The sequence below is a fragment of the Micromonospora sp. CA-240977 genome, from assembly GCF_050942285.1.
Taxonomy (GTDB): domain Bacteria; phylum Actinomycetota; class Actinomycetes; order Mycobacteriales; family Micromonosporaceae; genus Micromonospora.
Map to the genome: position 1 here is coordinate 5,873,247 of NZ_CP192055.1, position 12,116 is coordinate 5,885,362.

Annotated in this window: 11 protein-coding genes; 3 read left to right on the top strand and 8 right to left on the bottom strand. The window is 73.7% G+C overall.

The annotated features are described in order from the left end of the window. Positions 1 to 21 precede the first annotated feature (21 nt). Positions 22 to 1,488 carry an NADH-ubiquinone oxidoreductase-F iron-sulfur binding region domain-containing protein gene (locus ACQPWW_RS26465; RefSeq protein WP_433126263.1) on the bottom strand — a complete coding sequence of 489 codons (1,467 nt, stop codon included), beginning with the start codon at positions 1,486 to 1,488 and terminating at the stop codon, positions 22 to 24. Beyond that, the gene (locus ACQPWW_RS26470; protein ID WP_433126264.1) at positions 1,485 to 3,131 is read right to left on the bottom strand and encodes a hypothetical protein; all 1,647 of its coding nucleotides are present in this window, start codon (positions 3,129 to 3,131) and stop codon (positions 1,485 to 1,487) included. The genes ACQPWW_RS26465 and ACQPWW_RS26470 overlap by 4 nt, the downstream gene beginning before the upstream one ends. A gap of 208 nt (positions 3,132 to 3,339) precedes the next feature. Here ACQPWW_RS26470 and ACQPWW_RS26475 point away from each other — a divergent pair, with 208 nt between their 5' ends. Beyond that, positions 3,340 to 4,248: a L,D-transpeptidase gene (locus tag ACQPWW_RS26475; protein ID WP_433126265.1), complete on the top strand. Its 909-nt coding sequence runs from the start codon at positions 3,340 to 3,342 to the stop codon at positions 4,246 to 4,248. 10 nt (positions 4,249 to 4,258) lie between these two features. Here ACQPWW_RS26475 and ACQPWW_RS26480 read toward each other — a convergent pair whose 3' ends face one another. The 4 genes from ACQPWW_RS26480 to ACQPWW_RS26495 are packed head-to-tail and all read right to left on the bottom strand — an operon-like array spanning position 4,259 to position 7,764. Continuing rightward, complete coding sequence (locus ACQPWW_RS26480; RefSeq protein WP_433126267.1) at positions 4,259 to 4,903, bottom strand: response regulator transcription factor; 645 nt, start codon at positions 4,901 to 4,903, stop codon at positions 4,259 to 4,261. Beyond that, positions 4,900 to 6,030 (bottom strand): sensor histidine kinase, encoded by a 1,131-nt coding sequence (locus tag ACQPWW_RS26485; RefSeq protein ID WP_433126268.1) that lies wholly within the window; start codon positions 6,028 to 6,030, stop codon positions 4,900 to 4,902. Before ACQPWW_RS26485 ends, ACQPWW_RS26480 begins: the two co-directional genes overlap by 4 nt. Before the next feature lie 26 nt (positions 6,031 to 6,056). Continuing rightward, positions 6,057 to 6,863: an ABC transporter permease gene (locus ACQPWW_RS26490; protein WP_433126269.1), complete on the bottom strand. Its 807-nt coding sequence runs from the start codon at positions 6,861 to 6,863 to the stop codon at positions 6,057 to 6,059. A 1-nt stretch (position 6,864) separates the two neighbouring features. Then, complete coding sequence (locus ACQPWW_RS26495) at positions 6,865 to 7,764, bottom strand: ABC transporter ATP-binding protein (protein ID WP_433126270.1); 900 nt, start codon at positions 7,762 to 7,764, stop codon at positions 6,865 to 6,867. A 219-nt stretch (positions 7,765 to 7,983) separates the two neighbouring features. On the opposite strand from ACQPWW_RS26495, the gene ACQPWW_RS26500 reads away from it, so the two are divergent. Both ACQPWW_RS26500 and ACQPWW_RS26505 read left to right on the top strand, forming a co-directional pair. Further along, positions 7,984 to 8,781, top strand: coding sequence for an alpha/beta hydrolase (locus tag ACQPWW_RS26500; RefSeq protein WP_433126272.1), 798 nt, complete (start codon positions 7,984 to 7,986; stop codon positions 8,779 to 8,781). Between the two features lie 78 nt (positions 8,782 to 8,859). Next, positions 8,860 to 10,002 carry a site-2 protease family protein gene (locus ACQPWW_RS26505; protein ID WP_433126273.1) on the top strand — a complete coding sequence of 381 codons (1,143 nt, stop codon included), beginning with the start codon at positions 8,860 to 8,862 and terminating at the stop codon, positions 10,000 to 10,002. Here the strand turns inward: ACQPWW_RS26505 and ACQPWW_RS26510 are convergent. Both ACQPWW_RS26510 and ACQPWW_RS26515 read right to left on the bottom strand, forming a co-directional pair. Next, positions 9,987 to 11,261: an FAD-binding protein gene (locus tag ACQPWW_RS26510; protein ID WP_433126274.1), complete on the bottom strand. Its 1,275-nt coding sequence runs from the start codon at positions 11,259 to 11,261 to the stop codon at positions 9,987 to 9,989. The two genes, ACQPWW_RS26505 and ACQPWW_RS26510, sit on opposite strands and share 16 nt — an antisense overlap. After that, a complete protein-coding gene (locus ACQPWW_RS26515; RefSeq protein ID WP_433126275.1) occupies positions 11,258 to 12,010 on the bottom strand; it encodes a hypothetical protein in 753 nt (250 codons plus the stop codon). The genes ACQPWW_RS26510 and ACQPWW_RS26515 overlap by 4 nt, the downstream gene beginning before the upstream one ends. Positions 12,011 to 12,116 lie beyond the last annotated feature (106 nt).

Here is a 12,116-nt window from a genome sequence, read left to right on the forward strand (position 1 = left end):
TCGGCGAGAAGGTGCCCTTCCCTACTCGGCCTTGGCGAGGCGGAGAGCCAGCTCGGGGCACACCTTGACCGCCTTCAGCGCACCCTCTCGCAGCCAGGTCGGCACGGGGGTGGGCGGGAAGGCGGGATATCCGTTCGCGTCGAGCCGGATGAAGTCCGGGACGACGTGCGCGCACAGGCCGTGCCCGTCGCAGCGCGACCAGTCCAGGGTGAGTTTCTGCGGGTTCGCATCGGGTGCGCCGGGCAGCCCCATCACACCCTTGACCCGCCGGCCACAGCCGTCACCGGTGCTGTGCAGCCGCAGGTCGTCGGCGAAGACCTCGATCGCGGAGAGAGCGAACCGGGCGGTGCCGTCCGGGTGGCTGCACGCGCCGCGACCCCTCACCTCACCGGCGGCGGCCCGCACCACGTCGGCCGGCTGACTCCCGGCCACGGCCAGGTCCACCGCGCGGGCCAGGTCCGGTAGGCCCATCTTGCACGGTCCGCACTGGCCGGCGGACTCGCCGGCGAGGTAGCGCACCACCTGGGCGGCCTCACCGAGCGGGCACGTGTCGACGCCGAGCGGGATGATGATGCCCGCGCCGAGGGTGCCGCCGACGGCGGCCAGGCCCTTGCGGGACACCTCGGCCGTCTCCGCCGCCTCCGGGGTGATCCACTTTCCGTGGTAGCCGCCCATCAGGATGCCCTGCACGTCCGGGACCTCGCAGAGGTCGAGGACGTCGCGCAGCGGCATCCCGGCGGTGCACTCCACAACGGCCGGGCGACCCGCCGCGCCGGTCACGGTGAGCAGCACGGTGCCCGGCTCGTCGTCGGTGCCGAGGGCCGCGTACTCGTACGGGCCGAGGCGCGCGCCGACGGCGAGCTGCGCGTACGTCTCGGCGTTGGACAGCAGGGTGGGCAGGCCGCTGACCCCGGAGTCGCTGGAGCGCTTCTTGGTGCCGGGCGGGATGTGCGGCAGTCCGTTGATCCCGTTGACGAGTGCGCCGCCCTCGCCGGAGATGAAGCGGTGCGGCACCGTGACGATGGTGGTCAGCACCGGCATCCGGCGCTCTTCGAGGGCCTCCATCAGCGAGTCCCGGCCAACCCCGTCGTCGGCCACGCCGATCACGATCTCGTCGGCGTCCAACGCGTACGCGGCAAGCGCCGCGCCGTCCAGGATCAGGTGCGGGGCACGGGTGAGCAGCACCTTGTCCTTCCAGCTGGCCGGCTCCCCCTCGGTGGCGTTGACCACCACGACGGCGGCGAGGTCCTGCCGTTCGCAGGACTCCAGCACCGCGCGCAGTTTGCGGGCGAACGGAAAACCCGCGCCGCCCTTGCCCTTGAGCTGCATGCCCTCGGCGAGCCGGAGCAGTTGCGCCGGTTCCATCGGGCCGATCGGGCCGTGCACCTCCTCGTGCGCGGCCAGGTCCAGCCGACCGAACTCGGCGAAGCCGGCGGTGAGCCGGGGCTCTCCCACGCAGGCGACGGGTGGCACTGTCGTCCGCATCACTTCGCCTCACCCCGCAGCCCAGCCCAGTACGCCCCGTCCACCGCGTCGGCGCTGGCCTTGCGGCGCTTGGCGGACCGGCCCTCGCCGGCAGCCCGCCGAGCGCGCCGGGACGCCAGGTCGACGAGGGTCGGGGTGTCGTCGACGGGCGGCGCCACCTCGTCCGGCACGTACCGCGCCGGCGGACGCCAGTAGTCCGGCTCCTCCGGCACGTCGTCCTCGGCGCTGTGCCGGCCGCTGCCGCTGCGCGGCGTCGCCGAGATGGGGCTGGCCGAGATCGGACCGGCGGAGATCGGCTCCGCGGAGACCGGGCCGGCGGAGATCGGCTCGTCGGCCTGCCACCGGCGCGGGCTGTCCCACGGCTCCTCGGGCTCGACAGTCGACCGTGGCGGCGCCGAGTACCGGCTGCCCTCGTCCTCGTCGCGGGACCGGCGGCTGGACCGTTCGGCGGCCGGTTCCTCGCCGCGTCGCCGTCCGGTCGGCACCGCCTCGTCCCGGGTCCGCGAGCCGCGCCGCCGGGTCACCGGCTCCGTCTCCTCGTCGTCGCGCTGGCGGGTGACGGTCTCCTCGACGCTGCGGCGCGACCGGCGGGTCGCGGGCTCCGCCTCGTCCCGCCGGCTCCGCGACGGCCGTTCGGTCTCGCGGGCGGCGGGCTCTTCGACACGTCGACGTCGGCTCGGCCGGGTCGGCTCGGCGAGGGATCCGGGTTCGGGCACCACCGGGACGGTGAACCGCTCGGGGTCCCGCTGCGCGGCTGGTGCGGCCCAGGTGGCGGTGGTGGTCTCCGCCCAGGCGGGACGCTTCTCCGCGGCGGACCTGCCGCGTCGACCCAACCCGCCCAACAGCAACCGAGCGGTCTTCGCGTCGTCGGCCCGACCGGCCATCACCGCGTTGCGCACCGCCGCCTGGTGCTGTTCGCGGCTGCGCCGACCAATGGTGACCGAGAGCCGGACCAGCAGGGTCAGCACCACCAGCAGGATGCAGCCGAGGTAGCTGAACATCACCCAGGGCGCTGCGGCCCGACCGGCGTTGAGGCCGTGGAACACGGCGAACGGCCAGGCCAGGTAGGCGGTGGAGTGCAGCGTGCGCCACAGCCACTTGGGACCGACGCCGGCGAAGCGGGCCCGGATGATGCCGGTCCAGATGACGCTGACCATCAGCAGAGCGGCCACGGTGCCGAGCCCGACGTAGAGCCCTCGGCCGCCGACGAACGGCACCAGGGCGTCGGTAGCGGCGGCCCGCCCGGTGGCGATCTTGGTGAGGACGTGGAAGCCCAGCCCGGCCACGCCCAGCACACCGGTGGCCCGGTGCGCCGACTGCATGAGCACCCGGTGCGCGATGCGCAGCACCAGCCGGTCGGTGGCGAGCAGGCCGAGCATCACGGTGAGGCTCAACGCCACCAGGGAGATCACCCCGGCGAAGAACTCGGTGAAGAAGAATCCGTACGCGTACGCCGTCTGCCCGGCGCCCGTCAGCATGATCGCCGCCCACAGCGCGGCGAGCACCGACGCGATCAGCAGGGTGGCCGCCGATCGTGACGGTGTGCGCACCCCCCGACTGCTGGCGCTGGTCCGGACGGTGGCCGCCTTCTGGTTCTGCTGTGCCCGGGCCATGTGCTCCTCGATCGTCTCGCGGCGGCGTACCACCGGCCGACCCCTGCTCCCCCATCCAGTACGGACCGGCGGGGCGCGCGGATCATCCGTGCGGAAAAATTTCTGGTCGGGATCGAACCGAACCGCGGCGACGTGCGTCTCGGGCCTCATCGGCTGTCTCGTGCGCTGCGTTCGGCACCTTCGACCGGCGCGTATCACCGAACCGGGGGCCCAGAGCCGTCCGCCACCTTAGAGTGGTTTGGTGTCGTTTGACCGAAAGTCGCCGTACCGCCGCCGTGGCCCCTGGATGGCCGCGGCCATCGCCGTACCGACCCTGCTGGTGACCGCACTGCTGGTGGGCCAGGCCCTGACGCCCGGCACGACGGCCCCCGACAGACGGATCGCGAAAGCCGACCCGACGCCGAGCAGTGCCGAGCAGAGCCCCGAGGAGTCGGTGCCCCCGGCCGCGCCCGCCCCGGCGGGGCTGCCGGTGGTCGACTACGACCCCGCGCCCGGAGGCTTCCCCGCGGATCCGGCCACCATGGACACCACGCCGCTGACCGAGGGTGCGCACCCGACCAGGCGGATCGCCGCGTACGACGCGCCCGGCGGCCGTCCGCGAGCCTTCCTGGAACCAACGATCAGCGGCGTCGAGCTCACCATGCCGATCGCCGACCGGCGCGCCGGCTGGACGGCCGTCCTGCTGCCCTCCGCCAACCGGCGGCTCGCCTGGTTGCCTCCCGGCGGGTTCGACACAGTGGCGCTGCGCGACCAGATCGTTGTGGAACGCAAGGTCCACCGGCTCACCTGGTACCGGGCCGGCGCGGCGGTGCGCTCCTGGGAGGTCAGCCTCGGCCAGTCGGGGCAGGAGACGCCGCTCGGGCGGACCTTCGTCCTGGGCCGCACCCCGCCGCCCGAGGAGGTCTACGGCGGGGTGGACATCTACGCCCTCGGCTCGGTGCCCGACGACCCCGAGGCGGTGCCGGCCGGGCTGCGGGGCGCCCACATCGGGCTGCACACCTGGCACAACGACGACGAGTTGGGCGAGAACACCACGAACGGCTGTATCCGGCTGACCCGCAGCGGCCAGCGGGAACTCCTCGCCGAGGTCCGCCCCGGCAGCGGCGTGGTGGTTGTCGACAAGCTGCCCACCCCGCCTCCGACCGCCTGACCGGCAGCCGTCACTCGCCGAGCAGCCAGCCGTTCTGCTCGGCGACCCGGATCGCCTCGGCCCGGTTGCGGGCGCCGGTCTTGCCGATCGCCGCCGAGAGGTGGTTGCGTACCGTCCCCTCGGACAGGTGCAGCGCCCCGGCCAGGTCGGCGACAGTGCCACCACCGCGGGCGGTCCGCAGCACCTCGGTCTCCCGGTCGGTCAGTGGGCTCACCCCGGCGGCCAGGGTCTCGGCGGCCAGCGTGGGGTCGACCACCCGCAGGCCGGCGTGCACCCGACGGACCGCGTCGGCGAGTTGCCGGGCCGGGGTGTCCTTGACCACGAAGCCGCTCGCGCCGGCCTCCATCGCCCGACGCAGGTAGCCGGGCCGACCGAAGGTGGTCACCACCAGCACCCGGCAGCTCGGCAGCGCGGTCCGTAGCGCGGCGGCGGCGGCGATCCCGTCCAGACCGGGCATCTCCACGTCCAGCAGGGCGACGTCGGGGGCGCTGCGGCGGGCCGCGGGCACCACCTCGTCGCCCCGGCCGACCTCGGCCACCACGCTCAGGTCCTCCTCCAACGAGAGCAGGGCCGCCAGCGCGCCGCGGACCAGCGCCTGATCGTCGGCGAGCAGCAGCCGGATCGGGTTGGACCGGCCCTCGCCGGAGGCACTCACCGGGCCTCCGCCGGGAGGTGCACCCGGAGCAGGAAGCCACTCCCGTCCGGCCGACGACCCACGGTCAGCGAGGCGTCCAACTCCCGCGCCCGCTCACGCAGGCCGACGAGCCCGTGCCCGGTGGCGTCGGGAGTGGACAGGCCCCGACCGTCGTCGCTCACCTCGACCCGGTCCGGGTGGACCCGGACCGTGCAGCACCGCGCCCCGCTGTGCCGGACCACATTGGTCACCCCTTCCCGTACCGCCCACCCGAACAGTCGGTCCCACGCGTCCGGCAGCGCCGGCACCTCGGCCGGCAGGTCCGCCGCGATGCCCGCTGCGGCCAGCGCCGAACGGGCGCCGGCCAGCTCCGCGGCGAGGGACACCTCGCGGTACGCCCCGACCGTCTGCCGCACGTCGGACAGCGCCGCGCGGGCCAGCGCCTCCACCTCGGCGATCTCGGCCGCGGCGCGTTCGCGGTCCACCTGGATGAGCCGGCCCGCCAACTCGGCCTTGATCGCCACTACGGTCAACGAGTGCCCGAGAATGTCGTGCAGGTCGCGGGCGGCGCGGGCCCGCTCCTCGGCGACCGCGAGCCGCCCGATCTCCCGCTGTGCGGCCTGTAGTTCACTGTTGCGCTGGGCCAGCCGGGACACCCCGAACATCGCGAACGAGGCGAGCAGCACCGCGAAGACGATGCCGTTCTCCGCCTCCCAGCCCGGCACCAGCCAGGACGCCAGCGCGGGGGTCAACGCGCAGAGCACCACAGTGGCCGCCGCCTCCCCCGGCGGCAGCAGGAAGACGCCGGCCGCCGCCACGTAGACCAGGGTGGCCAGCCAGTCCCCGCCCGTGCCGGGGATGCTGACCACGCCCACCGCGAGCAGCAGCGCCAGCCCGGCCCGCGCCCGACCCGCCGGGATCGGCAGGAGTGCCTGACGCTGCTTGCGGGCCCACTCGAACAGCAGCACGTAACCGATGCCGAAGGCGACAAGGGCCGCCACCCCGAGCACCCGCCGCCACGGCTGCGGCTGGTGCACAGCGGTGGCGAGCGGCACGTTGAGGAAGAACAGCCACACGGCGGCCAGCAGCCAGCCGGTGATCCGCCAGTGGCGGCTCACCGGCCGGGGCCGTCCCGTCGAGAGGTCCATCGGGTCCACGCTAGCCGTCGTGGTGGTCAGACCCGCGCGGTGTCCCGGCGGAACAGCCGGGCCGCACCGACACCGAAGACCAGCGCCCAGCCGACGAGGTTGACCACCGCCGCCACGCTCACCCCGTCGCCGGTCAGCGGGGCACGGGCCAGCACCCCCATGCCGTACACCGGGGTGAACTTCGCGACCTGCTGGAGCACCTCCGGCAGCACCTCGACCGGGACGAACAGGCCGCCGAACATGGCCAGCACGGCCAGGATCGGGCCGATGAACTGCATGACGTTCTCGGCCGGCACCAGGTAGCCGATGAACAGGCCGAACGCGGCGAAGACAAGTGAGCCGACCCAGGCGGCGAGCCCGGACAGCAGCCAGACGTACGCGGGGATGCGCACCCCGGCCGCGGCGCCCACCAGGAACTCGACGCCGACCGCGAGCAGGCCGAGGGTCATCGCGGTGACCAGCTTCGTCGCCACGTACGCGGTCGGGCGCAACGGGGTGAGCCGTAGCTGGCGGCTCCAGCCCAGGGCCCGCTCGGTGGCGACCGCGCCGCCCGCGCTTGTGGTCGCCACCATTGCCGCGTACACGGCCAGGCTGATCATGACGTACGCCGTGACCGGGCGGCCGTTGTCGAGCGACTGCCCGCCCTGGGGCAGACCGAAGATGAGGAAGAAGACGCCCGGCATGATCAGCGTGAAGGCGAGGGTGCGGCGGTTACGCAGCACCCGGCGCAGCTCGATGCGCAGGACGCCCGGGGCGAAACCGCCAAGGGCGGGCAGCCGACGGTCCGGCTCGCCGGCACGGGCGGGGGTCGGGGTGGGGGTGAGCGTTGTCATCTCAGGCTCCGGTGTGCGCGGTGGTCAGGGCGAGGAAGGCATCCTCGAGGTTGCGGGAGGTGATCTCCACGTCCCGGGCGTCGGTCCGGGTGAGCAGGTGCCGGGCGATCGCGTCGGAGTCGCCGGTGCGCACCAGCACGCTGTCGCCGCGTACCTCCACGGCGTCCACGCCGGGCAGCGCGGCCAGCGCGGCCTGGTCGGCACCGGGCAGGGTGGCCCGGACCGTGCGGCCGGCGGCCAGGTTCTTGATCTCCGCGGTGGTGCCGTCGGCGACGATGCTCCCCTGTCGGACCAGCACGATCCGGTCGGCGTACGCGTCGGCCTCGTCCAGGTAGTGGGTGGCGAAGATGATGGTCCGGCCGGCCCGCGCGTCCCGGCGGAGGGCCTGCCAGAAGTCCCGCCGGCCCTCGACGTCCATGCCGGTGGTCGGCTCGTCGAGCACCATCAGGTCCGGGTCGGGCAACAGGGCCAGCGCGAAGCGCAGCCGCTGCTGCTGGCCGCCGGAGCACCGCCCGACGACCCGCCCGGCGATGTCGGCGATACCGGCCCGTTCCAGCACCTCGGCCGTCGGACGGGTGTGCCGGTAGAAGTGCGCGGTCAGCTCGACCGTCTCGCCGACGGTGAGGTCCTTGAGTAGCCCGCCGGTCTGGAGCACGGCGGCGACCCGGCCCTGGGCCACCGCCCTGTCCGGGGTGCCGCCGAGGATGCGGACCGTGCCCTCGTCCGGGCGGGCCAGACCGAGCAGCATGTCGATGGTCGTGGTCTTGCCCGCCCCGTTGGGGCCGAGGAACGCCACCACCTCGCCGGGCTGCACCCGCAGGCTCAGCCCGTCGACAGCGGTGACCGCGCCGAAGGTCTTGGTGAGGCCGTTCAGCTCGACGGCCGGATGCGTACTGGTCATGGGGTAAATGGTCAGGCGTGGCGTACCCCGATGCCTGGAGCGGCCGTCACGCCCCGACCGTGACATTTGTCAGGGGCCGCCGTCCCAGCGCGGACGGTGGAGGATTTTCGCGCACCGCAACGGGTAACCGCCGGGCCGGACACGCGACACCGGGAGGACGCGATGGGTGCCACGCCGCAGGGCCAGGTCGACACGATCGTGCTGATCCACGGACTTTGGATGACCTCACGGAGCTGGCAGGGGTGGGTCGAGCGGTACACCGCGCGGGGCATGCACGTGATCGCCCCGGCCTGGCCCGGGATGGACCGGTCCGTGGAGCAGTTGCGCGACGACCCCGGCCCGATCGCCGAGCAGGGCATGGCCACGATCGTCGCGCACTACGACAAGATCATCCGGGCGCTCCCCCGGCCACCGATCATCATGGGCCACTCGTTCGGCGGTCTCTTCGCGCAGGTCCTCGCCGACCGGGGCCTCGGCGCGGCAGTGGTCGGGGTGCACCCCGCGGCGGTGAAGGGCGTGCTCAAGGTGCCGCTGAGCCAGCTGCGCTCCGGCTTCCCGATCCTGCGCAGCCCCGCCAACCGGAGCAAGGCCGTGCCGTTCACCCCGGACGACTTCGCCTACACCTTCGGCAACACGATGAGCCGCGAGGACTCCGACCGGGCCTGGCAGCGCTACGCCGTCCCCGGTGCCGGCCGGGTGTTCTTCGAGGGCGCCTTCGCCAACGTCGACCCGCGCTCGCCGGCCCGGGTCGACACCGGACGCGACGACCGGCCGCCGCTGCTGCTGCTGGCCGGCGGGGCGGACCACGTGGTGCCCGCGTCGGTGGTCCGGGCCAACGCGGCGCTCTACCAGAAGTCCAGGGCGCTCACCGCGTACCAGGAGTTCCCCGGCCGATCACACTTCACGGTGGGGCAGGACGGCTGGGAGGAGGTCGCCGACTACGCGCTGGACTGGGCGCTGCGCGCGGCGGCCCTGCCCCGGGAGGCGACAATCGCCAGCGAGAGCCCCCGCCGCTGAACCGCGAGCGGCACCGCCGACTGATCACGCCCTACGCCTGATTGGCATGCCCCCGGCGTGGCGGGGTATCCCGGTGGGATGAGGGCCAGTTTCCGACTTGGTCGGATCGCGGGGGTGCCGGTCGGTGTCAACTGGAGCGTTCTGGTCATCTTCGCGTTGATCGCGTGGGGTCTGGCGGCCAACCAGTTCCCCCGCTCGTACCCCGACCACTCGCCGGTGGCGTACACGCTCGCCGGACTGGCCGCGGCGGTGGTCTTCTTCGTCGGCCTGCTCGCCCACGAGGTGTCGCACGCGGTGGTGGCCAAGCGCAACGGGCTGGTGGTCGACGGCATCACGCTGTGGTTGTTCGGCGGCGTCGCGGAGTTGCGGGGCGAGCCGCGCGACCCGGGCGCGGAGCTGCGGATCGCGGGGGTCGGCCCCCTGGTCAGCCTGCTGCTCGGGGCGTTCTTCGGCGCGATCGCCGCGCTGCTCGCGCTGGCCGGGCAGGGCGGGCTGCTCTTCGGGGCCGTGGCGTGGTTGGCCGGCATCAACGTGCTGCTTGCCATTTTCAACGTGCTGCCGGCAGCACCCCTGGACGGCGGCCGGTTGCTGCGCGCCGCGGTGTGGAAGGCCACCGGTGACCGGACCAGGGCGTCGGTGGCCGCCGCGCGGGCGGGCTGGGTGCTGGGCGTCCTGCTGATCGGCCTGGGGTTGTGGCAGTTCCTGTCCGGGGTCGGTTTCGGTGGGCTCTGGCTGGCGCTGATCGGCTGGTTCCTGATCGGTGCCGCCGGGCAGGAGGAGCGGCAGGCCCGCACCGGCACCGCCCTGCGCGGGGTCCGGGTGGGTGACGTCATGACGCCGCAACCGCAGACCGCCTCGGCGGAGATGACCGTCGCCGACTTCGTCGACCACTACCTGTTCGCCTACCGGCACTCGGCGCTGCCGCTGACCGAGGACGGCCGGCCGACCGGCCTGGTCACCGTCGACCGGGTACGCGGCGTGCCGGCCGAGCGGCGAACGTCGACCACGCTGGCCGAGGTGGCCTGCCGGGCCGACCAGTTGGTCCTCGCCCAGCCCGGTGAACAGCTCAACGACCTGCTTCCCCGGCTCAGTGAGTGCGCCGACGGCCGAGCCCTGGTGGTCACGGACGGCCAACTGGTCGGCATCGTCTCCCCCAGCGACATCAGTCGCGCCGTGCAACGCGGCACCCTGGCCGCTCCGGCCGGTCAGCGGGGGAAGTAGCGGTCCAGCAGGTCGGTGCGGAACTTGCCGGTCGGGTCGAGCCGGGGCAGCAGGCCGGCGAAGTCGGCGTACCTCGGGTAGCGGTCGGCCAGCTCGGCCGGGTCGGTGACGAAGACCTTGCCCCAGTGGGGGCGCGGCGCGAACGGCGCCAGGCGGGCCTCCACGGCCGCCACCACCGGCAGCACGGCCTCGGTGTCGTCGATCCAGGTGAAGTGCACGACGAAGCTGTCCCGCTCGTGGTTCGGGCTGAGCCACAGCTCGTCCGCCGCCACGGTCCGCAGCTCGCACACCAGCAGCACCGGTGCGATCAGGTGCGCCACCTCGTCCAGCGCGGCGAGCGCGTCGGCCGCCGCCGTACGCGGCAGGTGGTACTCGGACTGCAACTCGTCGCCGCTGCTCGGGGTGAAGCCGAGCTTGAAGTGCGGCAGCCGCTCGTGCCACGGGCCCGGCTCGCCGAGCTGCGGCGTGCAGTTCTCCGGGGACATGCCGAGCACCGGGTGCCGTGGCTGGTCGGCGGCGGTGGTGCCGAGCCAGTCCGGCAAGGGCGGCGGCTGGTCGGCCGCCTGCTTGCGCCACACCTCGCGCAGCCGGGGCGTACGCCAGTCGGTGAAGACACTCACGCTGTACGCCGAGCCGAGCGCCTCGTCCAACGCCTCCCGGTCGAGGTCGAGCGACACGTACTGGCGCAGCTCGAAGGCCGGCACCACGTCCAGGGTGACCCGGGTGACCAGGCCGAGCGCGCCGAGGCCGACCACCATGCCGGCGAACGTGTCGGCGTCGGTCTCGCGGTCGACCCGCAGCAGGTCGCCGGTCGCGGTGACCAGCTCCAGACCGGCGACCGCGGTCGCCAGGTTGCCGTGGGCCTGGCCCGAACCGTGGGTGGCGGTGGCCACCGCGCCGGCCACCGAGATGTGGGGCAGCGAGGCGAGGTTGGCCAGCGCGTACCCCTGGGTGTGCAGGTGTCGGGCCAGGTCGCCGTAGCGCATCGCGCCGCTCACCGTGACCTGCCGGCGCTCCTGGTCCACCTCGACCACCGGGGGCAGCCCGGCGAGGGTGACCAGGTCACCGTCGGTGTCGCCGAGGCGGTTGAAGGAGTGCCCGCTGCCCACCGCCCGGATCCGGGTGCTGCCGGCGACCAGTCGGAGAAGCTCGTCGGTGGAGGTCGGGCGGTGGAACGCCCGAGCGGCGTACCGCACGTTGCCGGCCCAGTTGCGGCGCGGCACCTCGGGAGCTGCGGCCTGCGGTCCGTGCGCGATCATGTGGCGGTCTCCCGATCGGTGGACGGGTGGTCGGCCAACGCGGCGGCGAGGGCGTCCAGAACCGTATCCGTCTGGAACGTGTGGTAGCCACGCTGGGCGATCGGCAGACCGGCCGCGGTGGCGCGTTCGATCTCACCGCGGGCCGCCTGGCGGGTCGGCGCGTCCCCGGACAGCAGGGCGTCCTGGCCGCGTCGGATCAACCGGTCGACCCGGTCCATCTGGTAGCCACGCAGGCCGACCGGGAGGTCCGGGTCGGCGAAGGCGGCTCGGCGCAGCGCCAGCAGGTCGACGAAACGGTCACCGGCGTACTGCGTGAGCGCGGCGGACACCTGGTCGGGCTGCTCGCGGACCTGGTCGAGGACGAGCACCTCGATGGCGGGGCGGCCGTCGAGCGGGTGGCGGGCGGTCACCGGCTCCAGCTGCACCCCCGGCACGGGCACCAGCAGCAGCCGCGGCGGTTTCCGGTAGCCGTCGCGGCGGGGCGGCTCGTCGAGGACCAACACGTCGACCTCGGCCCAGCGGATGTCCCGCCGCAGGCCGGGCCGTCGGATGGTGAGCCCGTCGGCGCCGATCCCGAACCGGAACGGTCGCAGCGCGCTGACCAGCGCGACGACGCCGAGCGCGACGGCACCCCCCGCGATGATCGTCCGTAGCAGGGCGCCGTCGCTGGGATAGACCAACAGGAGCACCCCACCGAGTACGCACACCAGAGCGAGCGCACGGGCCCCCCGATTCCGGCGCAGTTCCACGCTCGGACCCCCGTTCATGACCGTGGCGTCGGTTCCAGCATCTTCCGCCAAACCGCCCACCGAGGACACCAGTCGATCGGGCACGGTTGTTCTCGTCATCGCCGGG

Coding starts and splice junctions, on each gene's coding strand:
- ACQPWW_RS26485 (WP_433126268.1), bottom strand. CDS start 6,030: ATGGACCTCTCGACGGGACGGCCCCGGCCGGTGAGCCGCCACTGGCGG.
- ACQPWW_RS26490 (WP_433126269.1), bottom strand. CDS start 6,863: ATGACAACGCTCACCCCCACCCCGACCCCCGCCCGTGCCGGCGAGCCG.
- ACQPWW_RS26495 (WP_433126270.1), bottom strand. CDS start 7,764: ATGACCAGTACGCATCCGGCCGTCGAGCTGAACGGCCTCACCAAGACC.
- ACQPWW_RS26500 (WP_433126272.1), top strand. CDS start 7,984: ATGACCTCACGGAGCTGGCAGGGGTGGGTCGAGCGGTACACCGCGCGG.
- ACQPWW_RS26505 (WP_433126273.1), top strand. CDS start 8,860: ATGAGGGCCAGTTTCCGACTTGGTCGGATCGCGGGGGTGCCGGTCGGT.
- ACQPWW_RS26510 (WP_433126274.1), bottom strand. CDS start 11,261: ATGATCGCGCACGGACCGCAGGCCGCAGCTCCCGAGGTGCCGCGCCGC.